The organism is Candidatus Methylospira mobilis (assembly GCF_009498235.1).
Taxonomy (GTDB): Bacteria; Pseudomonadota; Gammaproteobacteria; order Methylococcales; family Methylococcaceae; genus Methylospira; species Methylospira mobilis.
Genome location: NZ_CP044205.1, coordinates 2,447,246 through 2,473,585, shown reverse-complemented (window position 1 = coordinate 2,473,585; position 26,340 = coordinate 2,447,246). Strand labels below are relative to the sequence as shown.

The window sequence follows — 26,340 nt, the reverse complement described above, 5'->3', positions numbered from 1 at the left end:
GTGATGATCTTCAGAATTAGTTGACTTAACGACTACCTCGCAGCGGGTACGCCAAAGCGGGGTAGGACGTGTACGGTAGGTATTTCCGGAATACAGGTTCCTGTGTCGGCAGACTGCTCTAATGTCGACATAGCCATGATTTTTGGAATAAGCACTACCAGCCGCCGATGCCGTTCACATAAAGACTTTTTGGTTTGTCCGGAATTCTTCGTCCATGCCCAAGAGCGCTACGCTGTAAGGTTGGGATTTTATAATATATTGATAGTATAATACTTTGTTGTCAACTAAACTCTGTGAAAACGGCTGAGCGAAGTGCATTGGATCAGCCGGTATCGCAAGAAAACCATGAGTGGAGTTAGTCAAGCACTGTTCGGGCGATTATTCCGCCGTTCATCAGGTGCAACATCAACCGAAAAGCTGGTAGATTATGCCGACTTGTAACTATTCGGCGCCACCGGTTTTGCCGCTGTCTGAAGAACTGCGGAGGCTGGCGAGAGCGTTTATGGCCGGAGGTAAAAGTCGAGCTTCCAGGTAGGGGCGGCCGGCATTGTCGATAGATCTGCACGCTTCCGCATGTCTGGACAGTCTTACCCGCGGCCTCCAGACCGGTAGCCGCCATAGTTACGGGTTTTTTTACTTGCTGGCCAATCAACCCTGACTTTGGTGACATATCCCATGAGCAAATCCCGCTATCCATTGCCAACGGCTCGCCTGCTTTCCAATGGTCATTTTACCAGTTTGATAACTGGGGCAGGCAGTGGTTACTGCAGCTATGGAGAGATTGCGCTGACTCGCTGGAGCGGCGACCGGGTTAGCGACGGTGACGGTTATTTTCTTTACCTGAGAGACATGGATACCGGCGACTGGTGGTCGCCGGGCTTGCAGCCAGGCTTGCGTCCTCCCGATCATTACCGGGTAGACGGAGATGTGGCGTCCATGCGTCTGGAGCGCGCCAATCAGGAAATCGTTAGCTTGATGGCTGTTGCAGTAAGCCCGGACGATGCGGTTGAAGTCCGGAGCCTGACGTTGAGCAACCGTTCGGAACGCAAGCGTACTCTGGAATTGACCAGTTTGCTGGATGTGGTGCTGAACCATCCGGCTGCGGATGCGTCTCATCCTGCCTTTTCGCGGTTGTTCATACAGACCGAACATGATGCGGAAAGCGGAACCTTGCTGGCGCATCGCCGTCCGCGCGCGGCCTCGGAAACCGGGTTGTGGATGTTTCATCGCGTCGGAGGAGCAGGCGTCGACGCCGGTTTTGAAACCGATCGCACGCGTTTCATCGGACGAGGGCATACCCGCCATGATCCTGCCGCGCTGCTCGGCAATCACGCATTATCGGGGACTGCAGGTAATGTGCTCGACCCTGTTTTCAGCATGCGGCGAGTCGTAGAGCTCGAACCGGGCGAGCAGGCTGTGGTTGTTTTTTTTCTGGGTGTGGCTGAAAGCCGCACGGGTGCGTTGGCTGTGGCGCAGCGTTATGCGGATTTCCCCTCGGCTGCGCCAGTTTTCGAACAGGCATTGCTTTTTGAACGCGGGCATTGCGCGCATTTGTCCTTATCTGAAGATCAGGCTGCGCAGTTTCAGGTTCTGGCCGCTGCTGTGCAGTATGAGCAGCCAGTCCTGCGGGCGAAGAATCTTGGGTTGCCTGAACGGTTCGATTCGTGCGCCGCTCTGGCGCGTCTGGGCGTCGCCGTTTCCGGGCCGTTGCTGGTTGTCAATGATCAGAATCTCTGCTTTAGCGAAGCAATTGCTTTGTATGCGAAGTTGATAGCTTATTGGCGCATCAAGGGGTTTGTATGCACGGTATTGATATTTGCGGAAGCGCCCCCCGGTTTTATCTCTCCTGATGCCTGTCTGTACGTCCGCAGCTGCTGCGATATCGGACGCAAGGACTTCATCGCTATATTATCGTATGCGCGCCTGCTTGCCGGGACGGAGCTGGAGGTATCGGCTGTCGACCCGCTGTACTCTCGTTACCGGATCAAGCGGCCTGCGGAGCCAGGTCGCGAGCAGGCGTTTACGCCACCCTCCGATCTGCATTTTTTCAACGGGTACGGCGGCTTTTCAGCCGACGGCAGCGAGTATGTTATCAGGTTGAACTCAGCTGACGAGACGAACGACCGTCTTTTATTACCGCCGCTACCCTGGGTCAATGTCGTTTCCAACGAGCATTTCGGGTTCCTGATCAGCGAAACCGGGGCTGGGTACACCTGGTCGCGTAACAGCCGCGAATACCGTCTAACGCCATGGTCGAACGATCCGCTGCTCGATCCTCACGGCGAGGCGCTGTATTTGCGCGACGAAGAAGACGGTACTGTCTGGTCTCCTCTGCCCGGCCCGATAGCGGGGGCAGGCGCTTACCAGGCCGCGCATGGTTACGGCTACAGCCGTTTTATTCATAACGGGGCCGGCATAGCCCAGGAAACCACCGTCTTTGTTCCGCGTAACGATCCGGTTAAAATCGTTCGCATCCGCTTGACTAATAACAGTATGCGTACGCGCAGCCTGTCATTGTTTTCATTCCAGCAATTGTTGCTGGGCAGCAGCGCCAACGATCAGGCGCAGCGCATCGAAACTCTTTACGAAGACAAACTACAGGTATTGATTGCGCGCCAGCGCTACAGCGGCGATTTTGCCGACGGCTTCGTATTTTGCGCGGTCAGCGCGCCTACAGGCGCCGCACTGCATTACAGCGCCGATCGTGAAGCTTTTCTGGGTTACGGTCAAACGCTGTCGGCGCCGGCGGCGTTATCGAAACCGGTGCTGGATGGTTGCACCGGCGCAGGGCTGGATCCCTGTTTTGCCATGCAGGCGCGGCTTACCCTCGAAGCGGGCGATACTATCGATTGCGCGTTGCTGCTGGGCGAGGCGGGGGATGCCCGGCAGCTTGCCACACTATTGCAACGTTATCGTCAGCCCGGAGCTATAGCCGAGGCTTTATTTCAGGTACAGGCATTCTGGCGAGATACCGTGGGCGGCTTGCAGGTAAAGACGCCGGTACCTGCTATCGATTTAATGTTGAACGGCTGGCTTACCTACCAGAATCTCAGTTGCCGTCTGTGGGGGCGCTCCGCCTTTTACCAGGGAGGGGGCGCTTTCGGTTTCCGCGACCAGCTGCAGGACTCGGCAGCCTTGTTGCTGCTGCGTCCCGATCTGACCAGAAAACAGATACTGCTCAATGCCGCGCATCAGTTCGAGGAAGGCGACGTATTGCACTGGTGGCACCCGGAACCGGCCAATCGCGGACAGCGCACCCGTTTCGCCGATGATTTGCTGTGGCTGCCGTGGATTACGGCTACCTATATAAGCAGCACAGGCGACAGCGCGATCCTGAACGAGCCGGTCGGTTTTATCAGCGCGCCGCCGCTGGAGCCCGGCGAAGATGAAAACTATCTGCGGCCCGGCGTTTCAAAGCAGCGCGCCGATGTTTACGAACATTGCTGCCGTGCGCTGGATCGTTCGCTGACGCGCGGCGAGCACGGTTTGCCGTTGATGGGTACTGGCGACTGGAATGACGGTATGAACCGGGTTGGGCGCGAAGGCCGCGGAGAAAGCGTCTGGATGGGGTTTTTTCTGTGCCGCATTATCAGCGACTTCTTGCCGCTATGCGCACAGCGCGGTGATAGCGTGCGCGCGGAGCGCTATAGCGCTTACCGTAGCGAACTAGAAGCCGCTTTAAACCGGGACGGCTGGGACGGCGAATGGTACCGGCGCGCCTATTACGACAATGGTGCGGTGATGGGGTCGAAAGACAGCGATGAATGTCAAATCGACGCGTTGGCGCAGGCGTGGGCAGTTATATCCGGCGTTGCTCCGAGAGAGCGCGGCAATAGCGCGTTATATGCGGTGGAGAGGCAATTGCTGTCCGATCCGCCCGGTTTGATTCGCCTGCTGACGCCGGCTTTCGTCGATACGCCGAACGACCCCGGCTATATCAAGGGGTATGTGGCCGGAGTGCGCGAGAATGGCGGGCAATACACGCATGCCGCATGCTGGGTGGTGAAAGCGCTGGCGGAACAGAGATGGCGTGACAAGGCGGCGGTCTGGCTGCAAATGCTTAGCCCGGTCGAGCATGCCTTGACCGCTGACGATGTGGCGCGCTATCAGACTGAACCCTATGTGGTCGCCGCCGATATCTACGGCGAAGAACCGCATATCGGGCGCGGTGGCTGGACATGGTACACCGGTTCGGCGGGCTGGCTTTACCGCGTCGGCATCGAATCGGTGCTGGGTTTCAGCGTGGAGCAAGGCAGCGCCTTGTTGCTGAAGCCTTGCATTCCCGACGATTGGGACAGCTACTCTCTTGATTACCGTTTGCCTGGCGAAAGCACTGGCTATCTCATCAAGATCAACAATCCGTCCCGCAGCGCCGAGCGTATTGTTGTCGCGACCCTGGATGGTGAATCCTTGAGATTGCTGGAGGAGCCGGACGGCGCGTTACGCATACCATTGCAGCGCGACGGTTTGCAACATAACGTGGAAATTACCATGGGGAAGGGGGCTTGATGACTATGGCAGCTTTGGTTTTGGCCGGCGATATAGGCGGCACCAAGACGCGATTGGCCTTGTTTCGAAAAACGGAGAGCGGCCTGCTATCGGTACGCGACCAGACTTATGCCAGCGTGGCTTATTCTGCGTTCGCCGATGTCGTCGACGATTTTCTCAAAGATGCGCATGCCGGCGAATTACCGTTGGCCGCGTGTTTAGGCGTTGCCGGTCCGGTGCGCGACGGGCGCTGCCAAACTACCAATCTGCCTTGGTTGATCGATGCCGGGGAAATCGCCGAACGGACAGGGATCGCCCGGGTCAGGCTGTTGAACGACCTCGAAGCCACGGCCCTGGGCGTGTTGCATCTGCAAGCGTATGAATTTGTCGAGTTGAATCCGATGGCGGTCATCGCCGAACCCAGAGCAGGCAATATTGCAGTGCTGGCGGCTGGGACCGGACTGGGGGAAGCCCTGCTGTACTGGGATGGAAGGCAACACCATCCCGTCGCCACGGAGGGCGGCCATAGCGATTTCGCCGCCAACAGCGTCGAACAGGACAAGCTGTTGGCATGGCTGCGCGACAAACATGGCGGGCATGTCAGCTGCGAGCGCGTACTTTCCGGCCCCGGCCTTTTCAGCATCTATCAGTTTTTGAGTGAAACCCGCCCGGAAAATGTCGTAGCGGCGATTGATGCGAACATCCGCGCGGCAACGGACCCGGCCGCATTGATAGGGCAATGCGGTTTGGAGCAGCGTGATCCGCTGTGTCTCGATGCTTTGCATTTATTCGTTGAAATTTACGGCGCCGAAGCTGGAAACTGGGCGTTGAAGACCCTGGCGGTCGGCGGGGTGGTGCTTGGCGGAGGAATCGCGCCAAAAATTTTGAAAATACTCTCGAACGGCACCTTTCTTCCCGCTTTTTTGGACAAGGGGCGGTTCAGAGAACTGCTGAGCAACTGTTCGGTGCGCGTTGCGCTCAATCCCGACAGCGCATTGCTCGGCGCGGCTTACGCGGCCCGGGAGTTGTCGGACTGATTTTTCGTTTTTTGTAATTATTCGGCTCATTTGTCAGGAGCCACTATGTTTTTAAGGAACCTTTGATCAAGCCCATTGCGTAATATTATTTACTGTGCATTCATTATATTGGAGTTTTTAAATCGGTAAAAATGGCACTTAATCAGAGTTTCCTTAAGGTATCCGTTCCTGGTGGGCCCTTCGGCTACGCTCAGGAGAACCCTGTCGAACCATGTGCGGATTAACTGTCGGACGAGAGGGTTTCCATTTACCGTTCGACAGGCTCAGGACGAACGGAAAATTCGACGGCTGAGCGGAGCGTATTTTTAAGGTATACGCCGAGTAATAGTTATTATTTATCCACTCTTGCGCCGGCGGCTTTTCGAAACGCGCAACTCGAATTTTCAAGTGCTTGATTCTTTGTTTTTATCCTTTAAAAAATATAAAAAACAATTAGTTAATATTTGTCAATCCTTGCTGTCCTAGCTGTTTCCAATTTGGACAATGCAATAAAACCGGCGTAATAACGCGACGATAGCGATCGGAGCAACACGCTATACACAGAGTTATCCACAGTTTCTGTGGATTAAAAAATCGTAATTTTGCAGCTAGCGGCTTTGGCGGCTGGGGCTAAGGCTGCCGATGCGGCGCGCGGAAGCGTGTCGGTAAATTCTCCACGCAGCAGGCTCATCCTGCCGCCGTTCAGGACAGGCCCCGGAAGCTCCCTACGCCCTTCCCCGGAGTCGCAGAAGCTCTTGTCCGGATTTCACCATGCTTCTTCAGTGGGTACGTTGAACAGTTACCAAAAGATCGACAAAACAATATCCGGGGTATGTCAATGTGTTGTGTGATCAACACGGCATGTTTAAAAGTCATCTCAAGGTAGCCGTAAGGCTATTGATTTCGTTGCGTCTCGTAGCGGGAAGGAGTGACACCGGCTTCCGCCAGATATTCGCGCAAATGTTTTATTTCCTGTTTGCTGCAGACATTGCCCTGGTGCGGGTGATGCAGTATGCCCTCGACTGAGTTAAGCGTCACCCGAAAACGGGCTCCGTGACTGGGTTGTACGGCTGCGCCCAGATGGTGAAGCAGCGACTCGACGTCGCGCCAGTGGATGTTGCCCCTGAGCGGGTCCTCAAATATGGCATGAAGCAGATTTAAATGGTGGCTCATGGGGCATCCTCTCGATCCGAACCGGGTCAGAATACGCCATACAAGCCTTGCCGTTCAACAGCGTTCAGCTCAGACGGTGTTTTCTCTTGCCCGGATTAATACAGATAGCGTTTATTTTTTAAACATGGATACGCCGATTTGTTTGCCGACGAGTCAATATGGTTCTCTATTTGGGAAACAGCCTACAAGGCCCACTCATGACGAGGGGCGTAAACGCGGTATCATTATCGTTTTAAGGTTTTATAAAACATTATGTTGTTTGCAGATCAATCCGCTGGCAGAGCTTGAATCATCAGTAATTAAAGAGTCGGGTAGTAATCGCCAGCCATTGGCACGTTAACTGCTTTATAGTACAGCGATAGTGTTCGGCGTTCCTGTGCGTAGTGTGCCGCAGGACTCTCTGAAAACTCTCTTCGCCTCAATATGTGTGTAAAAACTTTACGCATGTGCAAACTTGACAACCCCAACGGTCCAAGGACGGTTGGGGTTCTTTTTTTTGGAGACGACATGACACTTTATACATGCCTTTTAGTCACCGCTTTGGCTGTTGCATGGATATGTCCTTGAGGGCAATCTGCGGCATATCACGCACATGGGCGCGATATAACCTGTAGCTTGCGGTATTAACGCCTATAGCCATTTAGTAAGTTGATGAATCAAAGTGTATTTATCTGTTGGCGTAATATATGCTTAATATTGCTGTTCGTGAGTAATTCCTCCTTTTTATCATGACGGGTTGCTTTCCCAGCGTCAAACCAGGGACAAGGGCGATTCGTCGTGGTTTTTTTCATTAAGTTAAGAACATAAAGGTGCGGCAAGACTTTTTCCTTCTCACGGCTACGCTGGATTCTGATGTTGTCTCCTGGCTTGGTTTTTTTCGTCGCGCATCCAATACATTGCTCGCTGCATGGTTCATGTTGTATTCGTTTATAGCAACACCCGCTTTCTTCCTTGCCGGCTTAAAATCCGGGTTGCGTTCATGCCTGGCGGCCGGTTTGCTGTTGCCGCTGTTTTCGATGCCTGCTTATGGCGATTGGGCCGGAATGTCCAGGTTTCAGGCCGTTATTGAGGTCAATGTAAGCGATGCGCAGGCGGATGTCGGCGTGCGTATTTCCGATAACAGTCTGCCGGCGATGGCGGAAATTCCGGAAATTGCGCAGTCCTGTCCGCCTGCATTGCCCGCAAACGTCCGCATTGGCTGTTTTGGTTTAAGGCTTGTGAATATGCTGGGCGAGGATAGCCGGTTAACGGCAGGATCAGCGCCGCCAGTCGCAGTTTCTGAGAACGTAGGCAGTGTAAAGGTTTGGGAAAGTGCGATGGTCTATCCGATTCCACATAAACTCAAATCCCTTACTTTGACATCGGCCGTTTTTACCCAGGATAAAACACATCGAAACGGTCAATTGTCGCTGGGATTGATCGTGACCCATCAAGGCATTCCGGTCAGCGATTTAATGGCGTTCGAACATCCGCTTACGGTGAGTTTCAATTGGAACGACGCATGGGAGACGCATTTCGACGACAGCAGCCGCGTGCGCCATCATGCTGCGCCCAGGTCCTGGATTTACCTCGAGCCGCTGGAAGTAAGGCACGAAATACTGATACGCCTGTCCGGCGTGCGCGATTGGCTTCCTGATTCATTGAAAGCCGAATTAAACGCCGGAGCTTTGAACGCCGCGCTGCGGCAGCGCTTGGTCGAAGCGCTTGCTCCACGGCTTCTGCAGCGCAACCCGATGGTGCTGGACGGTATAACGGTTTTACCGCAGATGGATCGCATAGGCTTCGTTTCATTCAGCCGGCAAGGCATCGTTCCATTGGACGATAACAGCCGTCAGGATGCCGATAACGCACTGCTGGGAGTGGTTCTGGCCTATTTTGTCGATAAACCGGTTACGTCGTTGAGTTTGACCTGGGATTTTTCCGGCGCGCCTCGGATCGCCCATGCATTGCGATCATTTACCATTTTGCAAGGCAGGGAGACTTTGGATGCCGATGTCTCCATCGAACAGCCGTTGTTGTCCTGGTCGAGCGAGGAAATGATGGAGCCTTTGTCTGCCGCCGGCGAGGACTATTCCGCGCTGGAAATCAAAAGCGGCGAGCAGCCCGCATCGGAAACCGATCGGGTCAAGGCTATTCTCGCAGCGCTGTTACATAACGCCTATCGCGCATTTCAGTTGCGGGAAGAAAATGCGGTCTATGACCGGCTGGCCAATAGTCTCGATGAGGATATTCTCGATGAAATTTATTTGCAGCAGCGCAGGGCGCTACTCAAACAGGCGCGTGGATTGGGCGGCGAAGGTAAAGTCAGCCGTGTCGAGTTATTGGATTTGCAAATTCAGGATAAAGGAAGATTTCCTCGGCACTACGATGTGACTGCGCGCTGGCTGGTCGAAGGCGTTGTTTCTCATTGGGGACATGCGCACGATCGCCGGAACCTCTACGAAGCGCGTTTGCGGTTGGCGGCAAGCCGCAGGGGAGAATGGCGCATCACGCAACTGGCTTTCCTGGACGGCCGCCCTCTGGTTGGGGGCGAAAGTCAATGATCAAACTCAATCGCGTCAAATTTCGCTATCCCGATGCCGAATTCGAGCTGGATATACCGGCGCTGCATATCGCATCCGGTGAAAAAATAGCGATTATCGGGCCGAGCGGCGCCGGAAAAACCACGCTTTTAAAACTGATTGCCGGCATTTTACAGCCAGATTGCGGGCAATTGTTTGTCGACGGCGCTGCGCTGCATCAGCTTGACGGGTCGGAGCGGAGCAATTTTCGGATTACTCGTATCGGCTTTATCTTTCAGGAAATCGAGCTACTGGATTATCTGCATGTCATGGACAATATAGTCCACGCCTTTCGCATCAACCCGGTGCTTAAACTGGATGGTCAAATTCGCGCGCGCGCGCGGTTTGCGGCGGAAAGAGTCGGATTGTCCGGCAGGCTGAACGCCATGCCGGATACCCTGTCTCAGGGCGAGCGGCAACGCGTCGCCGTTTGCCGCGCGCTGCTGACTGAGCCTGATCTGATTCTGGCGGATGAGGCTACCGGTAATCTGGACCCGGTCAACAAGGTAAAAATTCTAAACCTGCTGTTCAAGGCGGCTGACGAGCGGCAAGCCACGGTAGTCGCGGTCACGCACGATCACGAGCTGCTTCCGCAATTCGACCGCGTTGTGGATTTCATGCCGATGCGCCGCGAACTGTCGAACTTTCCGTCCGGGGAAGGGTAGGGTATGCGGCATGACTTTTATCTGGCGTGGCGCTACCTTGTCCATCATCGCATCCGTAGCCTGATCCTCGTTTCTTCATTGAGTTTGCTTGCGGTGCTGCCGCTGGCGTTGCATCTTGTTCTGGATGAGGGAGAACGCCAACTGAGCTTGCGCGCAGCGCAAACGCCGCTGCTGGTCGGAGCCAAAGGAAGCGCGGTCGATCTGACGCTCAATGCGCTCTATTTCAGTATAGCTGCCGCGCCCGTGATTCCGATGGTTGAAGTCAATAGCATACAGGAAAGCGGGTTGGCCGATGCGCTGCCGATTTATACGCGTTTCCGCATTCAGGGACATCCGCTGGTGGGCGCGACATTGGATTATCACGATTTCCGCGGATTATCTATCCGGACCGGACGCATGATGGGCATGCTGGGCGAATGTATTCTGGGAGTCGATGCTGCGCAGGATTTGAAGCTGAAGCCTGGCGACACGCTGTTGACCACGCCGGAAAATCTGTTCGACCTTGCCGGAGTGTATCCGCTGCGTCTGCATGTGAGCGGTGTGCTTGCGCGTTCGCACAGCCCCGACGACCAGGCGATTTTCATTGATTTGCAAACCGCGTGGGTTATGGAAGGTTTGGGACACGGTCATTCGGAGTCAAAAGCCATCGGTCATGCGATAAACCCGTTGATAGCGGAGGATGTCCGGGTACGCGTCGCGGATGCAGGGCTGGTTACCTACACCGAAATCACGCCGGAAAACCTGGATGCCTTCCATTTTCACGGCGATGCCGGTAACTATCCCGTCAGCGCGATTATTGCGATACCGTATGATCGCAAATCGGCAGCATTGCTGAGAGGGCGCTATGTTGCCGATGACGCCGCTACGCAGATCGTGCAGCCGTTGAAGACGATTACCGGCTTACTGGCGAACATTTTCCGCATACGCCGCCTGTTTGATTCGGCGCTGCTGCTGGTCGGCATCGCAACGTTTTGTATCGTCGGCCTGGTTTTCGCGCTGACGCTCAGGTTGAGAGAAAGTGAAATCAATGCCATTTATCTGCTGGGTTGCAGCCGCGGCAAGGTCGTCAGACTGTTATTCGCCGAGGCGGTGTTGCTGAGCCTGGCATGCGCTACGGTTTGCGTGGTATTGATGGCAGTGGTTCGCGCCAACATCGCTCCACTGGTCCGGTTTCTCGTTCTGCCCTGAGGGTATTATTATTATGCGCCATTCCTTAAATATGCAGCGTGCTTTAAAAAGTACGCACCTAGGTAAAACATTACTGAATTGTTGCGCGGCCCTGCTGCTGTCTGCGCAGGGAGCGGTGGCCAATGCGGATGGGTTAGCAGGAACCGGGCCTGTGCCCGACATTGTGGCAAGCAATTATCCGCTGGTTTATTTTGCGGAGCGGTTGTTCGGGAGCCATGCCCGCGTTGATTTACCTGTTCCCCCCGATCAGGACCCGGCTTTCTGGAAACCCTCCTTTCCGGCCATCGCGTTGATGCAGAAAGCCGGGCTCGTGGTCCTGAATGGCGCAGATTATGAAAAATGGTTGCCGAAAGTGGCGTTATCCAGGCTGAAGCTGGTGGATACCTCGGCTGGCTTTAAAAACAGTTATATCGTGATTGACGATGCGATTATTCACAGCCATGGTCCGGACGGCGAACATTCCCACGCAGGAACCGCTTTTACGACCTGGCTTGATTTTACCCAGGCTGAGCAACAGGCCGATGCGCTTGCCAGCGTTGCGATTAAAAAATATCCGGGTTTAAAAACGGAAATCACGCATAACCTGCAAAGTTTGCAGGCCGATTTGCGGCAGTTGGATGATGAGCTCAGGCGTTTGGTCGCGAGTAATCAAACACGTCCGCTGTTCGCATCTCATCCCGTTTATCAATATCTGGCCAGACGCTATGGTTTGAATCTAAAGAGCGTGCACTGGGAAGCGAATGAAATGCCAGCGGAAGACGAATGGAAAAATATGCAGCAGCTGATGAAAAACCATCATGCGCAATGGATGATCTGGGAAAGTCTGCCGGATAGCCCGATTACGGAACGGCTGAACAGCCTGGGAATTAAAAACGCAGTGTTCGATCCTTGCGCGAACAGGCCGGAGCAGGGCGATTTCCTGTCGGTGATGCGGCGAAATATAGAAAATCTCAGTCCCGTGTTTAATTGAGTGCAACTTATCGGGGATGGCGAGCTGGAAAACTGCCGAGGCCTGTATGGACACGGGTTACAGCGTTTCTTTTTGGTTACAAGAGCTGCGGTGGAATAGTTTCTATTGCATTAGTATCGATGAAAGCCGGCCCCCGTATTCAGGGCCGGCTGTACGCAAACCGCGTGAGCGGTTTATTTTATTTTGCCTTCTTTTTTGTAATATTCTATTTCACTGCTCAGTTTCTCATAGGCATGCTGAACTTCCTGTTTGGCTTTGGCAACGTCTGCCGGATTGGCTTCCAACGCGTTTCGTGCTTCCTTCATGCCGGAGCTGGCAATTTGCATAGGCATTGAGCTTTTTTCCTTGTAGGAATCGAGTGCAATTTTGCGCGCCTGCTTAACGATTTCCAATGCTTTGGCATTATCGCCTGCATCCAATGCTTGCAGAATTTGTTGTGAGAGACCGTAAACCTCCACCAGACCGTCTGGTGGATCTTCATAGCGTCCGCCGGCGAAGCTTATATTGCTTATAGACAAAAAGAACAAAATCGATAGTGCACGCAATAAATTGGTTTTTCTCATCTGAACCTCAAAGTTTATTTAAATTAAAATAATCAACGACATGTTCATGGGCTTTTCCTTGAACAACAGTCATATCTACGATGGAATGAATGATTTTTCTTTACCAGCGAACTACCAGTATAAGCATAATTCATGCCTGACTTTATCATTTTAATTAATTGCAATATATCAATATATTGCAATTGCTCCTGTGATTTTTCCCGATGGGAACCCGTATTTAATGCGGGATATGGCTTAAATGAGTCGGCATATCCCGCAGTTGTATTGGCGGGGCTGATTAGAAATTTACCGTGATTCCCGCCCTGACCATGCGCGGTTGTATCGGATGGAACGTGGCGCCGTTGTATTGCGTTACATTGCCGCCGGCGCATTGATTATTGTTGCTGAACGTATTGCAAAGACCGTATTGATACCAGTAGGCAATATCGTTTGCCTGCGAGTTTAACAAGTTAAAGATATCCACTTCTATTTTGACGCGCTCGTTATGCCAGCCGGCGCCGAAATTGACGATATTGGTATTGCCCAGCCATGCAGTCGCGTTATTATTGAGCGCATCCTGTCCGAAGCTTCTCAGCCGCAGACTGGCAAAATAGCCTTCCGGCAGGTCGATTTGCGCGCCCGCGGTGATGACGCGTCCTACAGCATTGGGAACGGAATAGCCGCTGCCGCAGCCGTTGGCGGGAATGTTGGTGGTGCCGGCAACGCAGCCGGGGTCCTGGAGGCTCTGATAGCGGGAACTGGTAAACGCAAAGTCGGCGTCCAATGTCAGCCAGTCCAGCGGCTTGTAGTAGTTTGTCCACTCGACGCCGTAGCGGTTGGTGCCGCCGGTTTCCGCCGTGGTGCCGGTATCGCCCTCGAACACCAGTTCTCCGCTCATTTGCAGATACCAGACCGCCAGGGTGGTGTTCAGGTGCGGGATGTACTGCGTTCTAATCCCGGTTTCAGCGCCGCGCGACCAGGACAGCGGCGTTACCGGCGTGGCCGCCGTGCCGTCCGGGTTATAGTGAATCACGGTGCCGCGCGCGTCGTTGGAGTGGTAGCTGTAACCGCTGTTGATGAACGCTTCGGTTTCCGCCCATGGCCCGAAAATCAAATTGAATTTCGGACTCAAGGCCGTGGCTGCGGTAGTACCCGAGTTTTGCGCGTTGTATTGAAACCCTGGGGTAATACTCTGTACGTTGAACCAGAAGGTATCACTACGTCCGGAAACGATGCTGCGGACTTTATCAGTCCAGCGCGTTTCGTTCTGTGCGTAAACCCACAGACTGGTTTCGTCGACATTATACAGCGAAGGCGGCAGATATGAGTTGTTCGCCACCGGCTGCTGATTATAAGTATTGCTGACGCCGAGGTTGCGTATGCCGTCGTAGCGAAGCTGGACGCCGAGTTTGTTTTCCATGTCGAAGCCGTACAGCTTGTGAAGCCAGGTTTGTTCGGCATTGCCGCCGGCCTGGACACGCCGTTCCTGCTGATGCACCTGGTCGCCCTGAATCGGGTTGGCGGAAAAATAGGTAAAATCGGAAAACAAATCCAGATTGTAATAAAGCGCGTAAAGGTTCATCTCATTCTTGTAGTTGTCGCCCCGGCTCCAGGCATTCACCGAGCCGCTGTAGCGGTTGGTGACGCCGCCATCGGTCGGATTCATCGAACCGTAACGCCCGTCGCCGCCGACGCCGTTCGCGCCGTTGATATCGCAGCAGGTGGGACTGAGCGACTGGCCGAGGCCGGCGAGCGGAATCTGGTTGGTGGCGACCCAGTGGCTGTAATAAGCCTTGCCGTTGAAGGCGACCCGCCAGTCCTGCTCGCCGAAGCTGTATTTCAGCATTCCGTTGTATTTGTTGCTGTTCTCGGATACGGTCCAAGGGCCGTTATAACCGGTGTATTCCAAGGCGTACAACAGATCGCCGATGCCGACAGGATTGGAGTTGGCGAACAACGCGCGGTAATAATCGAACATGCCGCCTTCGAACTTCGCATAACCGTAGTCGCTGTCGTTATTGAAGCCGGTGACCTTGTTCTTGGTAGTCATGCGCGCGTAGCCCGCCGATGAAAAATCGCCCTGATCGGCGTAATAGGGGCCTTTGCCGAACTCGATTTTCTCCACCATTTCCGGAATCAGACTGTTCAGGTCCATGTAGCCCTGACCGTGCGCATTGGAGCGCAGATTCATCGGGATGCCGTCGACCCAGGTGGTAAAATCGGTGCCGTGATCCAAGTTGAAGCCGCGCAGGAAGTATTGATTGGCCTTGCCGGTGCCGCTGTGCTGGGTGGAGATCATGCCGGGAACCACTTCGATGATTTCGCCGGTGCGCGATGTCGGGCGGTATTTGATGTCGTCGTTGCTCACTTCGCCCTGCGAGGCCGAGGAGGCTATCCCGGTTAAATCATTGGCGCGCCCCTGTATGTCGGCACGTCCCTTTACGCTGACCGTGTCTAATGATTGCAACCCCATGGGTTTGTCCGGCACTGTATTTGCGGAAACGGGAGAATCTTGCTCTGCCGTTGCTTCGGGGCCGTTACCGGTGTTGAGCGCTCGCGGGCGGGCTGCCGGATTTTGTTCTATTGAACTGCGTGACTTATCACTATCCGGGTTAGGGCTGACGCTGCCGGAGCTGACCGGTGGCGTGTCTGTTGCCGTTTGTGTTTCGGCCGCCGTAGCCTCGAGAAATACGCAAAAGATCAGGCCGGTGGTAAGCGGCGCATATTTAAACGCGGACAGTTTTCGTGATCTGCCGGCGATGAGTATGGGAGTGGTTTTCATTGTTATCCTTGAGGACGATGCGCTGTTATTGTTTCTGGTTTAATTTTTTTGTTACTGGTTAACAGAAACGCTTTGAAACTAAAAGCAAAACTAATGCCATAGTATGCGTCCGCGTCTCGTGCTGATCAGCGTATTTAGTAGCGTCTATGCTGTTAATTTATAGACTATTGCTGAGATAATTTATATATGGCGCAATTCGGGATGCAGCCGATTACAGGTCTGTCTATGGTTTTTGACCGAAAGCTGTGTCATATGGCCTCATGTCGCAGACTGGGACGCCCCGATTCAACCGGTGTATTTTGAAATAGGCCAACGATGAAACGACTGTATGGAATTCGTGAACCCGGCGTGATTGCCGCGTTGACGGCGGCTTTTCTGTTTGGCGCCGGCACGCCGCTGGCCAAGCGGCTGTTGCTCAGTGTCGATCCCTGGTTGCTGGCCGGCTTGCTTTACCTGGGCTCCGGGTTGGGGCTGAGTGTCTATCTATGCATTCGCGGCGGCTTGCGCGTCAAACTCAGCGGCAGCGAATGGTTATGGTTTACCGGTGGAATAGGCGCGGGCGGCATTGCCGCGCCGGTGCTGTTATTGTGGGGGCTTAACCGGATGCCGGCTGCCGGAGCTTCCTTGCTGCTCAATGCCGAGGGGGTTTTTACCGCTTTGCTGGCCTGGTTTGTTTTTCGGGAAAACTTCGACCGGCGTTTGGTATTGGGCATGCTTTTTATAGTGGCCGGCGCCGCGGTGCTCAGCTGGCCGGAGGATCAGGCGCGTTTCGATAGCCTCCCGCCTGTTCTGCTGATATTGACCGCCTGTCTGGCCTGGGGTTTGGATAATAATTTTACGCGTCATGTCGCGCACGCCGATGCCGCCTGGATAGCCGCGGTTAAGGGGATGGTGGCCGGTACGGCTAATCTGGGTCTGGCCTTTTCGCAGGGCGCCACATGGCCGCCTGCTCTGGAAATGGGCGCAGCGTTGACTTTGGGCCTGTGCGCTTACGGCGTAAGCCTGGTCCTGTTTGTCGTCGGCCTCCGCCGTCTGGGTACTGCGAGAACCGGAGCCTATTTCTCGGTTGCGCCGTTCTTCGGCGCGGTGCTCGCAGTCGTGGTGCTGGGCGAAACCATTACCTTGCAATTGCTGGCGGCGGGAATGCTGATGGTGCTGGGCGTTCTGCTGCATCTGAGCGAACAGCATAGCCACTTGCATCGTCATGAAGCGATGACCCATGAGCATGAACATGTACACGACGAACACCATCTGCATGGCCATGTCCAACCTGTTCCTTCAGGCGTCAAGCATAGTCATCTTCATGATCACACACCGCTGAACCATAGCCACCGGCACTTCCCGGATGCGCATCACCGGCACGATCACTGACCGAGCTACAAAACGGACTTACTGACTTTCCTGCGTTATCTCAATGTGACCAATGTGTATTAATGTATCTTTAAAAGACGATATCACTTCCATTAATAGTAAAATCATTGAACTTAGAATAAAGAAAACACTGGCGACAATTGAAACAATCAAGGTTTCGATGTGTGTGTTGTCAATCATGCGGAAAAAAATGGAACTCATCAAGAAAATGCAGCTGCTCATTGCGCTGCACAGAATCAGCACGAAACTCCACTTCAATAACCGGCACCGGTAAATCAGCGAATTCAATTCCATTTCCAGCGCTGCGGATTTCTGGCAGGTTTTTAATTCACCATGAACGCCTCTTAATAGAAATACGGCGTGGATGTAGCGAGCATTCAGCGTTAGCACAAAAATACCCAGACTGGAAAATAACACCAGGGAATGTATTACCAGATTGACTATTTGGTCGAGAAGTTCCGGCATTAAACCCTCCCAAGGCTCCAGTGTATGGCTTCTGTGTCATGTTGACTTATTGTATATAATAAATCATTATATATGTTCAACTCGTGTATTGAAACATAAAATATCCACTTCGGCCAAAATTGAGATAACGTTAGCGAATATTTCGTTGGAGACTCGCTTCGACCTGAGACGGTCGTCTTTTGATAGTTCAGATCGGGTCGCGCTGTAAAGTCAAAACCATCAAGGAATCAAACTATGAATGTTAAATCACGTATTTTTCTGCTTGGCGGCTGGGTTTTGATTTGGTTGTTGGGTTTTTTCGGATTCAATCAGTATCAGACGAGCCGTGTATATAAAGAAGCCAATTACGCGCTTTCCAATTCGCTGCCGAGCGTAGTGGTATTGGATGCGGCATTACTGGAAATTACCAAACTGCAACTCATTGTTTGTCAGCGTGTCGCTCAAAGCGGCAGTGGTGGCATGTCCGTTGTCATGTCCATGATAACAGAATCGCGCACAAAAATTGACGGCTATCTGAATGATTATGAACCGCTTGTTTTCAATGAGGAGGATCGCCGTCTTTTACAGGAAGATTATCAGGCGCTTGCCGAATACGATGACATGAGCGGAAAGGTGCTTGCTCTCTCAAATGAAAATAAAAGCGATCAGGCGTATAAGTTGTTGATGAGCAATCAGCGCATTCTGAATGAAATAGAAAGCTTATTCCATAAACACCGCGACTTTAACATCAATCTGGGGAAGAAATCTGCTGAAGATGGTGTTTCCATGAAGAATAATGCAGCTCTGCTCTCTTTACTGGTAGCCGCTGTCGTATTGACTATTCCGGTTGTCGTCGTCGTGCTGACATTTCCTGGAACCTGACGAAGTCGGCCGGGACGCTTTATTATGCGCTTTTCCAGTTTCGTTTATCCAAATGCATTTAGGCGCTATGCCAAAGTTGCAGGTTGTATAAAATGAGCAGGTTTGTTTGGATGCAATGCCATAAGCCAGGAGGCATGCCTCGCAGAGCAGGAGGTATCTCCATGTCTGCTCTTCCGCTGGATGATGTAAAAGTATCTTATTTATCAACGGTATTTTGGTGTGAAACAGCGCTTTCTGTCCTTACCCGGCCCCCTTTCCCAAAGGGAGATGGGGCCGGGTAACTAACGGCATTGGAGATTTGTGGCCTCAAATCCGTCATTAACGGGGTTTGGGCCCAACGACTTTAGCTTTTTGTCTTTATTGAACGCGGTGGGTATTCATAAAACCTGCAAGAGACGGGCGGTCTCTGTAAATACTGCCGCTGCAATTGCCGGAGCAGTTACCACTGCAATTTGCCGTGGTCAGCCCGGTTGCAGAATGGTGCGTATTTATTTCCTTGTGGGCGGGTTTTTGCTGCTGATGAATACTTCCGCTACAGTTGCCCGAACAGTTGCCGCTGCAATTTGCTGAAACCGGCTTGGCGGGTTTTTGATTTGCATGGACCCGGATAGCGGAAGACTTTTTATGCGGGGTAACATTACCGCTGCAATTGCCTGAGCAATTACCGCTGCAGTTTGCCGCGCTTACCCTGGGTGAGCTGTCGCGCACACTAATGTCAATTCCGAACTCGCTTTGGAACAGGTTGACGGTATTGTTGAAGGATACCGCGGCGAACTCCGCATCGGATTCGCCGCGTAAACCCATATAGGGAAAGTGATGGAAGTAATGGCCGAAAATAGCATCGCAGTCTTCCATGTACTTTATTGTGTCAAGGATATGCGTATGCCAGAAAGTGTCTATGCTTTTGGTTGGAATGTGAGTGGCATTGGGATAGCGCAGGTGCAGAATAAGGAAGGCGCGATATTCCTTTTCAACCTTGAGAGCATAGTCTAAAGACCAGCCAGTACCTTCATCGGAAATCAGTTTTAGGACATGTGGTTCCAGGTCCAGGTTCATGACGAGCTGTTCCTGCGTGTTGCCGGCAATAATATTCATAATAGCTGTACTCCTATGTTGTATATTGTCTACAGTTAATGTTTCAGGCCGGTGCATGTAATTGCCTGCATAAACATTTTTTCATTATTTCGGGTTGGATTGATTTTTTACGGGGGGTGTTTGCTGGGTGGCGGGCGAGGCGGCATTACCCCCGGTCGTTGTGTTGGCGGCGGTTCCCGTATTGGCATTCTGGGGTGGCGTAGGCGCGGGTTTATTGGCTTGTTGTGCGCCTTGTTTCATCATGCCCGCGCCACATTTGCCTTGTCCGCATTTCATTTGCGTGTTGGCTGCCGCAACGTGCATGGTGTTACCGGAAAGATCGTTAAGTGCAAAAGGGTTGTTTTCGGCGGTTGCCGTCGGAGCAACAAAAGCAGTCATAACGCCAGCGCCTACCAGTACGGTAAAAGAATTTTTATCATTTTTTTTCATAACAGTCTCCTCAGCGTGTGTAATGGTTTCAGTCTAATATCTGTAAACGAAATAAAGCCGGACGGCTTACCGTTGAATCGATCCGGCAATGCACAGGACGGGTTCAACGCTATGTTTTAGAACATAAAAGAAGTGCCTGCGTTGATATAATAGGCGTTTTGCAACTGCATGCCGATTGGCTGGCCGTTGCTCATTGTGTTATCTCCGACGTTCAGGTTCTGGTAAACGGGTATGCCGCCCTCTACGCCGATGTTGAACATGCCGTAGGTATAACTGAAGCCCAGCAATAAAGTCGCAACCTTGCCGCCGTACATGCTGGGATTGAATCCCGGCATATAGGTATTGGTAAGGCTGCGATTTTCGCAGTAAGCAATACCGCTGATCTGGTTGCTGCAGCCCTGGATCTGCGCCTGATCGGTGAAATTGGAGCGCAGCCACACGGTCCAGTCGTCGAACAGCTCGTGTTGCGCCCAGACCGACAGTTTGAACATGTTGCCGGGACTCCAGCCGTTGTTGGTGCCGGCAAAGGCGTTATACGACGCCTGCCCGCCGAGATTCCATTGCGCGTCTTCGCTGATCCAGTTGTAAGTCAGCGCCGGCATCAATCCGGGTACGCCTGCGCCCATCTGCATGCCGTAGGACGTTAGCTGGTTCCAGCAGCCTGGTCCGCTCATCATGCCTTTGCAAGCGCCTGGTTGGTAACCAACCATGCCTGACGGGTTATAGGTCTGCTGGGTGCTGCCGGTGGGCGCGCTGACCTGGAAGGTGCCGACAAAATCGTGGCTGATGCGGTAGATGATATCGAAGTCGGTGTCCATGATGCCGCCGGTATTCATCGGCGACATGCTGTAGCTTTGCAATGGGTTGCCCATCAGCATCTGGCTGGGCATCGACATGTACATGTAGTTGATCATCGCCATCAGCGTAATGTCTTCGGTTACGCCCCACATCGGCATGAACATGAACATATCCATGGACTGGCTTGCGCCCGGCATCATGTATTTGTTGTAGGGTGACGAAGCGACGTTGACGGGTACGGAGCTGGTACCTTGTCCCAGGCCGTTTTGCTGATTGTGCATCCATTTGACGTTCATCATGATGGAATCCTTGGGCATGTTCCAGAACATGTCCAGACCGCCCCAGACCGGATTCATCAGGAATTTGGAGCCGGGCTCCATTTTCATCCCGCCCATGTTGGCTCCACAGGCCATGCCGCCGTTGGCTGCCGCTGCCGGCGCAGCTGCGGCGGTGACTGGCGCGGTGCTTTTGGGGATGGGCGTGGCGGCAAACGGCGTGGCGGAGGCATTTGTAGCCGGAGCCGCATTCAGTTTGGATTGCAGCTCGGAAACCTGTCTACGCAATTCGGCGTTTTCATCTTCCAGTTCGATTTCCTGCCGGGTTGGTTGATGGCGTTTGGATTTGGCCTCGACGATGGCGGGCTGCATGGTCAGTCCACCCGTCAACGTCAGGCCTATGCAAAGCTCCAGGGTACGCCTGCGAAATATTCCGGTATTTGGGTTTGCCGTTATCGTAGTCATGCGTTTCTCCATTGATTTAACAAAACGTCGAAAAAAAACAAATACACGCCCTCGTGCGCTGACCGGAAAGCCGGAATCAGCGCCGTTTAACTCGGTTTTTTGAGGGGGTACTTAAATGCGCAGTGCTTAAGGTCTAGCCGCCGCTGTTCATCATGGCGCCGCACGCCATCTGCGAGGCTCCCTTGGTCTTGCAGGGTTTCTGCCAGGCTTTGGCTTCGAACGGATTCCCCGCGTCGTCGATGCATTCTTCATTCGATGCGCTCATATCCGCCGGCTCGCCCATCCAGCTGCCGGGTCCCTTGGGACCATAAAGCATCAGCGCCGAAATAAGGCCGATGCTGACGATATTGACGGAAGTCAGTACGAATCCATTGACGGGCTTGCCTAGCTGCAGGTTTTCCGTACAGCAGCATTCTTTGTAGTACAGGTAGATAAACCACACGACCAGGGCGATGTTCAGTACGGTGAATACCGGCATGAAGATCAATACATGATCCATCATCATCATGACCAGTATCATAGAGCCCATGGTGCCGCCCATGATGCCGCCCATCAGGCTGTGCATGACCGCCATCGGGCCGCAGCACCAGGCCGCGTACATCGCGACGAAAACGCCGCTGAGCATGCCGACCAGCGCACCGATAAAAAAGCCGTTGGTGGCTCCCAGCACCGCGCCGACCATGGTGCCGACCTGCATGCCCAGCGTCATGCCGATCATCATGCCCATCATGTGCGAGGTTTTTTCATAGAGGAAGGCACGCAGGTAAACCATGGCGGTCACCAGCGGGATAATGCTGATATCGAGATAGAACAGCCACCAGCCATAGCGTTTCACAAAATCGGGGTCATGGAACTGGGTACGGTAGACCGCATATTGCAGCAGCACGACGATGAGAGTCGCGATAATGGTCTGTACCGAAACTTTTTTTAATACTTCCAGACTGATGCTGCGCGATGAGGGAATTTCGACCGAGCAGCAGCTTTCGGCGTCGGAACGTACTGGCATGGGGGCTGGTCCTTCCGATGAGCAGCAGCTTTCAGCGCCGGCATTGGCAATCGCCCGCGTATTGTCCGGCACTATTCCGCTGATTTGATTGCCATTTACGCTGGCCGATAATACGCGGTTTTCGCTGTCGAATTCTATGGTGAGCCGAAAACCTGTATTGGTCGGTGCCGGCGTAGATGGTTGTTGGCGTTCGGTCATGATTCCCTCATACTCCTAAAAGATATACAAAAATGAATCCGGGCAGCCCGGTTTCATTCACTCGCCTGCCTTATTTACAGCAGGATGACTTTTCACAGTGCTCCGCGCATTTCGAGCATTCTTCCGCGCACCTGGCGCAGATTTCGGCGCAACGACGGCAGTGTTCGCAGTTCGCGGCATACTTGGCGCATTCTTCTGAACACACCTTGCAGGCGGCGGCGCAAAGTTTACAGACTTCGGCGCTCAATGTTGAACCGCGCGCCATAAAGGCAACGCAGAGCGTGCACAGATCGATGCAGTCCCGGCAGTAGGACACGCAGCCGCTCATGCCGCCGGCGGATGCGAGGCATGAGGTAACACACGCCTCGCAGGCAACGACGCATTCCTGGCAAATAGTTATACAACTTTGGTTGGGGTCGGTCATCCATTTTTCCTTATGGCGAGCAGGTTTGTTTTTTTATTGATTTTTGATCGCGGACAGCGTTTCCAGAGTAAAGGTACTTCCGAAAGCCAACGAGGTTAGTATGTAACACAAATGATGCCAGCAAGCGGCGCGAAAGGTGTTTTTATGGTCAGACTGTTTTTAACCTGTTAAATTCAGTTGAAAACAAGAAAAAAACAGATAGCATGGCTTGCGTTCTCTTGGTAAGTATTTTGTCATTCCCTTCTGTTTATTGTGTTAAATGCCGTAGCAGAGTGTGTCATTTAACGTTCTAAACTATATCTGGAGTAAATTTAAGATATTGATTTATGCGTCAATATGCCGCATTGCGACTGGAGTAATCAGTCTATATGCTGATATGCCATGGAAAGGGTTTTTCAGTGCTAAGGGATGAGTATCTTGCGCGTTGCCTGTCAAAGTTTTATTAAGCGCGGTTCTGGCACGGAGAGCATGAAGACAGCTTAGAGGGTACGTTATGGTTTCAATGCAGGTATCGCCGGTATCGCGGTCATTGGTAGATGATTGTTCGCCGTCAGTGAGCGAAACAGGGGTGTCGCATCTGGACGGTTTTCTTAAAACGTTTAACCTGCTGGAGCGTCCGCGTCAGGCGTGGGAATGGATGCGGCAGACCTTGCAGGTGCCTGCGCCGGATGAGTGGGTGCGCGATGAGGTAGCGCGCTCCTGGCGACGTTGCATCGAAGATTATCAATTGTCGTCTTCCATGGACGTGCCCGTTTCGGAGTTGAAGAAGCAGCATTATCCCGTAGATGAAATCATTGCCCCGGATGCGACTACCGGGATGGTAGCGTGTTTTCAGCGCGCTGTCGCGTCGCTATTCCTTAATGACGGCTTGATGCTGTATCTGGCAGACAGCCGCGGTCAGGTGCTGAGCACATTCGGCCGGCCATTCGATGACTATACCCGCGGGTCGCAACTGACTCGGCATGTGGTTAGCTGGAATGAACAGATGATGGGAAATAACGGCATCGGTTCATCCATACTATGCGGGAAGCCGGCTGCATTTTGCGGCGAGGAGCATTTTCTGCGCTTGCTCCATCCTTTCGCCACGGCAGGTTATCCTCTGTTCGGGGCTGACGGCAAACTGGAATGGGGGCTCGGTATATTGAGCGATCAGCGCGTGGACCCCGGCATACTTAAAACCATGACCGTTTTGGTCGGCGGCGGCATACAGCGCGATTTTCTCGATGCGCAAGCCGCCGGGATTGCATCGAAAAAACCGGCCTCATCTTCCGCGAACCTGCGTTTGCAGCAAAGCAACGCCGTTGCAACCGAAGTTTGCCATTGCGAAGGCGCGGCCGGAGACGAAACCCTGGAACGCGTGGTACGCTTGCAGAAGCACCGTATTCCGGTGCTGGTTATCGGTGAATCCGGGGCCGGCAAGGAGCACTTCGTGCGCAAGGCTTATGAGCAGGGACCACGCGCGAGCGGCCCTTTCATCCCGGTCAACTGCGCGTCCATACCCCGTGACTTGATCGAAAGCGAATTGTTCGGCTACGCGTCAGGCAGTTTTACCGGCGCGCGGCGCGAAGGCAAGCCCGGCAAGTTTCAGCTGGCCGACAAAGGCGTGTTGTTTCTTGACGAAATCGGCGACATGAGTCTGGACATGCAGTCGACGCTGTTGCGTGTGCTGGAAAACTCCGAATTTTATCCGGTAGGCGCCACGGCGCCGGTGCGAGTCGATGTGCAGGTTTTTGCCGCAACCAATGTTCCGATCGGCGAGGCCGTCAAGGCGGGACGTTTTCGCCGCGACTTATATTATCGCCTGAACGGCATGCAGGTGGTGTTGCCGCCCTTGCGTAGCCGTGAAGATAAACGCGCGTTGATGGATGAGGTATTGCGCAGAGAGATCATGCGCAGCAACCTTCCCGGCAATCTTTTTCTCGGCGATGAAGTCATCGCGCTGTTCATGCGTCATAGCTGGCCTGGGAATGTGCGGCAACTCTCCAACGTGATCCGCTGCGCGGCGATTATTGCCGGTGAAGGCGTTATTGGGCTGCGGCATTTACCTGGCGACTTTATAGCGGAAATCGAAACCGGATCGCAGGGCATTGAGATCTGTATGCCGGCTCTCGGTCCCGTGCCGCCAGAGGATGACGACGGCATGTCGAGCCGCTACGCGTCGGGCAGTCTGATAGCGCACGAAAAAAAGGCGATTCTTTCGGCGCTGCAAATCGCGGAAAATAATATTACCCGCGCTGCTAGGCAATTGGGCATAACGCGAGCGACGCTTTATAAGAAAATGACGCAGTACGGCATCAAGGCTTGATGTTGCTGAAACCGTCTGCGGAAATATAAAAGCAGGCGATATAATCGGCAGCCACCTGAAAAAGTTTCCGAAAGAGGTTTTGTTCGCGGTTCCGCAAACCGGTAATGAATGAATCTCTCTTGGGTGCCTTCTATACAGCGTGCTGTTTCAAGGCGTCCCGGCATAAAGAATCACCGAACTGATAATGCAACGTCCAAGTAACGTCCTTGTCGCTGATTTCCGGCAATCCATGCCGGAATGATGTGGTTTTCTTTTTTCGGCGCTCTAATAAAGGCTCATGCTCGCGTCGAGCGAAGGGCGGTTTATTGAGATGGGCGGTGCGGCAAAGAGTTGCGTGTGTCATATGCCGTATTTTCTCCGTGGCAGTATCAGGCATATGCCGCAACTATTTTTATATATGGTATCAGTTAATTGATTTATAATCGTTTTATTTGGGAATGAATATTGCTTGATATGGTGGTATTCGTGCCCGGATTTCGTCATCCTTCATTGAGTCCAGGGTAATTCCGTTGTCTTTCAACTCATCTGTAAGTCTGCTCATGTCCGACCATAAACGCTGTTTTCTGCATGACGCTTTCCTTCGCCATGCACGGGAAATGACTGCTTTTATACGCGGCCGCTGGCCCGGCGAAACAGATGTTGACGATATCGTTCAGGAGTCCTTTCTGCGTTTGTCGCAATGTCCCGATCCGATGGCGATACAGAACCCTCGCGCGTACCTGTTCCAGATTGCGTCAAACCTCGTTGTTGATCAGCATCGGCGGCATATCACGCGAAACGAACTTGCGGAACCTGACATAGAGCTGGAATCTCTGCCTGATACCAGCATGTGTCCGGCACGTCGCTGGGAAACCCAAAGTGATCTTGACCGTTTCACGGAACTGCTCGATCAGTTGCCGGAAGTGCGCCGCCACGCTTTTGTGCTGTTTCGCATAGAAGGACTATCGCATGCGGAAATCGCCGTTCGCCTGGGTATTGCCGTGCGTACTTCAGAGCGCCATGTCATGAAGGCCACGCAACACATCGCCAAGCATTTAGAGTCTGTCGATTGCCTGTGAAAGGGTAACTATTCGGTACCACCGAATGTGGGGTGATTCAAAGCGGCTGGGGGTGTCGAACGTCCATGATGCGGAGACAAACCCCGAGCCTCCAGTATGGATTTATGGCGTAGCGGATAGAGATAGGCGGCGATACGCTTCAGTATATATCGACCGCCTTACCCCCGGCACCGAATCCGATAGCTGAATCGTTACGCGAGATGCC

Annotated in this window: 19 protein-coding genes and 1 pseudogene; 12 read left to right on the top strand and 8 right to left on the bottom strand. The window is 53.2% G+C overall.

Annotation, left to right across the window (positions count from 1 at the left end; genetic code table 11):
• Positions 1–675 precede the first annotated feature (675 nt).
• Both F6R98_RS11140 and glk read left to right on the top strand, forming a co-directional pair.
• Positions 676–4,509 (top strand): GH36-type glycosyl hydrolase domain-containing protein, encoded by a 3,834-nt coding sequence (locus F6R98_RS11140; protein ID WP_153249085.1) that lies wholly within the window; start codon positions 676–678, stop codon positions 4,507–4,509.
• Positions 4,509–5,525, top strand: a complete 1,017-nt coding sequence (gene glk / locus F6R98_RS11135; RefSeq protein ID WP_228124836.1) for a glucokinase — start codon at positions 4,509–4,511, stop codon at positions 5,523–5,525. Before F6R98_RS11140 ends, glk begins: the two co-directional genes overlap by 1 nt.
• An 873-nt stretch (positions 5,526–6,398) precedes the next feature.
• Here glk and F6R98_RS11130 read toward each other — a convergent pair.
• Entirely contained in the window at positions 6,399–6,677 is a 279-nt protein-coding gene (locus F6R98_RS11130) for a type II toxin-antitoxin system HicA family toxin (protein WP_153249084.1), read from the bottom strand.
• On the opposite strand from F6R98_RS11130, the gene F6R98_RS11125 reads away from it, so the two are divergent.
• The 5 genes and pseudogenes from F6R98_RS11125 to F6R98_RS11105 all read left to right on the top strand — a co-directional run bounded on the left by F6R98_RS11125 (position 6,676) and on the right by F6R98_RS11105 (position 12,061).
• Positions 6,676–7,017, top strand: a complete 342-nt coding sequence (locus tag F6R98_RS11125; RefSeq protein WP_153249083.1) for a hypothetical protein — start codon at positions 6,676–6,678, stop codon at positions 7,015–7,017. The two genes, F6R98_RS11130 and F6R98_RS11125, sit on opposite strands and share 2 nt — an antisense overlap.
• A 469-nt stretch (positions 7,018–7,486) precedes the next feature.
• On the top strand, positions 7,487–9,220 hold the full coding sequence (locus tag F6R98_RS11120) for a hypothetical protein (RefSeq protein ID WP_194269896.1): 1,734 nt from the start codon (positions 7,487–7,489) through the stop codon (positions 9,218–9,220).
• Positions 9,220–9,903: pseudogene (locus tag F6R98_RS11115) on the top strand (ABC transporter ATP-binding protein); the annotation flags it as partial. The gene F6R98_RS11120 and the pseudogene F6R98_RS11115, both read left to right, overlap by 1 nt.
• Positions 9,904–9,906: 3 nt before the next feature.
• Positions 9,907–11,091, top strand: a complete 1,185-nt coding sequence (locus tag F6R98_RS11110; RefSeq protein WP_153249080.1) for an ABC transporter permease family protein — start codon at positions 9,907–9,909, stop codon at positions 11,089–11,091.
• Positions 11,092–11,242: 151 nt separating this feature from the next.
• The gene (locus tag F6R98_RS11105; protein ID WP_228124835.1) at positions 11,243–12,061 is read left to right on the top strand and encodes a metal ABC transporter substrate-binding protein; all 819 of its coding nucleotides are present in this window, start codon (positions 11,243–11,245) and stop codon (positions 12,059–12,061) included.
• Positions 12,062–12,234: 173 nt separating this feature from the next.
• Here the strand turns inward: F6R98_RS11105 and F6R98_RS11100 are convergent, their stop codons facing one another.
• Together F6R98_RS11100 and F6R98_RS11095 are read right to left on the bottom strand one after the other, a co-directional pair.
• On the bottom strand, positions 12,235–12,624 hold the full coding sequence (locus F6R98_RS11100; RefSeq protein WP_153249079.1) for a hypothetical protein: 390 nt from the start codon (positions 12,622–12,624) through the stop codon (positions 12,235–12,237).
• Positions 12,625–12,901: 277 nt separating this feature from the next.
• Positions 12,902–15,385: a TonB-dependent receptor gene (locus tag F6R98_RS11095; protein ID WP_153249078.1), complete on the bottom strand. Its 2,484-nt coding sequence runs from the start codon at positions 15,383–15,385 to the stop codon at positions 12,902–12,904.
• A 315-nt stretch (positions 15,386–15,700) separates the two neighbouring features.
• Here F6R98_RS11095 and F6R98_RS11090 point away from each other — a divergent pair, with 315 nt between their 5' ends.
• Positions 15,701–16,756, top strand: coding sequence for a DMT family transporter (locus tag F6R98_RS11090; protein WP_153249077.1), 1,056 nt, complete (start codon positions 15,701–15,703; stop codon positions 16,754–16,756).
• A gap of 18 nt (positions 16,757–16,774) precedes the next feature.
• On the opposite strand, the gene F6R98_RS11085 is transcribed toward F6R98_RS11090, so the two are convergent.
• Positions 16,775–17,221: a DUF2721 domain-containing protein gene (locus F6R98_RS11085; RefSeq protein WP_153249076.1), complete on the bottom strand. Its 447-nt coding sequence runs from the start codon at positions 17,219–17,221 to the stop codon at positions 16,775–16,777.
• Positions 17,222–17,455: 234 nt separating this feature from the next.
• On the opposite strand from F6R98_RS11085, the gene F6R98_RS11080 reads away from it, so the two are divergent.
• Positions 17,456–18,082 carry an MCP four helix bundle domain-containing protein gene (locus F6R98_RS11080; protein ID WP_153249075.1) on the top strand — a complete coding sequence of 209 codons (627 nt, stop codon included), beginning with the start codon at positions 17,456–17,458 and terminating at the stop codon, positions 18,080–18,082.
• Between the two features lie 357 nt (positions 18,083–18,439).
• Here F6R98_RS11080 and F6R98_RS11075 read toward each other — a convergent pair whose 3' ends face one another.
• The 4 genes from F6R98_RS11075 to F6R98_RS11060 all read right to left on the bottom strand — a co-directional run bounded on the left by F6R98_RS11075 (position 18,440) and on the right by F6R98_RS11060 (position 22,348).
• The gene (locus F6R98_RS11075; RefSeq protein ID WP_153249074.1) at positions 18,440–19,177 is read right to left on the bottom strand and encodes a hypothetical protein; all 738 of its coding nucleotides are present in this window, start codon (positions 19,175–19,177) and stop codon (positions 18,440–18,442) included.
• A gap of 84 nt (positions 19,178–19,261) precedes the next feature.
• A complete protein-coding gene (locus tag F6R98_RS11070) occupies positions 19,262–19,606 on the bottom strand; it encodes a hypothetical protein (protein WP_153249073.1) in 345 nt (114 codons plus the stop codon).
• A 116-nt stretch (positions 19,607–19,722) separates the two neighbouring features.
• Positions 19,723–21,144: a hypothetical protein gene (locus tag F6R98_RS11065; RefSeq protein ID WP_153249072.1), complete on the bottom strand. Its 1,422-nt coding sequence runs from the start codon at positions 21,142–21,144 to the stop codon at positions 19,723–19,725.
• 133 nt (positions 21,145–21,277) lie between these two features.
• Positions 21,278–22,348: a hypothetical protein gene (locus tag F6R98_RS11060; protein WP_153249071.1), complete on the bottom strand. Its 1,071-nt coding sequence runs from the start codon at positions 22,346–22,348 to the stop codon at positions 21,278–21,280.
• 32 nt (positions 22,349–22,380) lie between these two features.
• On the opposite strand from F6R98_RS11060, the gene F6R98_RS11055 reads away from it, so the two are divergent.
• The 3 genes from F6R98_RS11055 (at position 22,381) to F6R98_RS11045 (ending at position 26,135) form a co-directional block, all read left to right on the top strand.
• The gene (locus tag F6R98_RS11055) at positions 22,381–22,659 is read left to right on the top strand and encodes a hypothetical protein (RefSeq protein WP_153249070.1); all 279 of its coding nucleotides are present in this window, start codon (positions 22,381–22,383) and stop codon (positions 22,657–22,659) included.
• A gap of 606 nt (positions 22,660–23,265) precedes the next feature.
• Entirely contained in the window at positions 23,266–25,077 is a 1,812-nt protein-coding gene (locus F6R98_RS11050) for a sigma-54-dependent Fis family transcriptional regulator (RefSeq protein WP_153249069.1), read from the top strand.
• Between the two features lie 539 nt (positions 25,078–25,616).
• Positions 25,617–26,135 carry an RNA polymerase sigma factor gene (locus tag F6R98_RS11045; RefSeq protein WP_153249068.1) on the top strand — a complete coding sequence of 173 codons (519 nt, stop codon included), beginning with the start codon at positions 25,617–25,619 and terminating at the stop codon, positions 26,133–26,135.
• The last annotated feature ends 205 nt before the right edge of the window (positions 26,136–26,340 follow it).

Excerpts from the sequence above, each read along its gene's own strand:
- F6R98_RS11140 (WP_153249085.1), top strand. The coding sequence starts at position 676 with ATGAGCAAATCCCGCTATCCATTGCCAACGGCTCGCCTGCTTTCCAAT.
- glk (WP_228124836.1), top strand. The coding sequence starts at position 4,509 with ATGACTATGGCAGCTTTGGTTTTGGCCGGCGATATAGGCGGCACCAAG.
- F6R98_RS11125 (WP_153249083.1), top strand. The coding sequence starts at position 6,676 with ATGGGGCATCCTCTCGATCCGAACCGGGTCAGAATACGCCATACAAGC.
- F6R98_RS11130 (WP_153249084.1), bottom strand. The coding sequence starts at position 6,677 with ATGAGCCACCATTTAAATCTGCTTCATGCCATATTTGAGGACCCGCTC.
- F6R98_RS11110 (WP_153249080.1), top strand. The coding sequence starts at position 9,907 with ATGCGGCATGACTTTTATCTGGCGTGGCGCTACCTTGTCCATCATCGC.
- F6R98_RS11100 (WP_153249079.1), bottom strand. The coding sequence starts at position 12,624 with ATGAGAAAAACCAATTTATTGCGTGCACTATCGATTTTGTTCTTTTTG.
- F6R98_RS11095 (WP_153249078.1), bottom strand. The coding sequence starts at position 15,385 with ATGAAAACCACTCCCATACTCATCGCCGGCAGATCACGAAAACTGTCC.
- F6R98_RS11090 (WP_153249077.1), top strand. The coding sequence starts at position 15,701 with ATGAAACGACTGTATGGAATTCGTGAACCCGGCGTGATTGCCGCGTTG.
- F6R98_RS11085 (WP_153249076.1), bottom strand. The coding sequence starts at position 17,221 with ATGCCGGAACTTCTCGACCAAATAGTCAATCTGGTAATACATTCCCTG.
- F6R98_RS11080 (WP_153249075.1), top strand. The coding sequence starts at position 17,456 with ATGAATGTTAAATCACGTATTTTTCTGCTTGGCGGCTGGGTTTTGATT.
- F6R98_RS11075 (WP_153249074.1), bottom strand. The coding sequence starts at position 19,177 with ATGAATATTATTGCCGGCAACACGCAGGAACAGCTCGTCATGAACCTG.
- F6R98_RS11070 (WP_153249073.1), bottom strand. The coding sequence starts at position 19,606 with ATGAAAAAAAATGATAAAAATTCTTTTACCGTACTGGTAGGCGCTGGC.
- F6R98_RS11065 (WP_153249072.1), bottom strand. The coding sequence starts at position 21,144 with ATGACTACGATAACGGCAAACCCAAATACCGGAATATTTCGCAGGCGT.
- F6R98_RS11060 (WP_153249071.1), bottom strand. The coding sequence starts at position 22,348 with ATGACCGAACGCCAACAACCATCTACGCCGGCACCGACCAATACAGGT.
- F6R98_RS11055 (WP_153249070.1), top strand. The coding sequence starts at position 22,381 with ATGAATCCGGGCAGCCCGGTTTCATTCACTCGCCTGCCTTATTTACAG.
- F6R98_RS11050 (WP_153249069.1), top strand. The coding sequence starts at position 23,266 with ATGGTTTCAATGCAGGTATCGCCGGTATCGCGGTCATTGGTAGATGAT.
- F6R98_RS11045 (WP_153249068.1), top strand. The coding sequence starts at position 25,617 with ATGTCCGACCATAAACGCTGTTTTCTGCATGACGCTTTCCTTCGCCAT.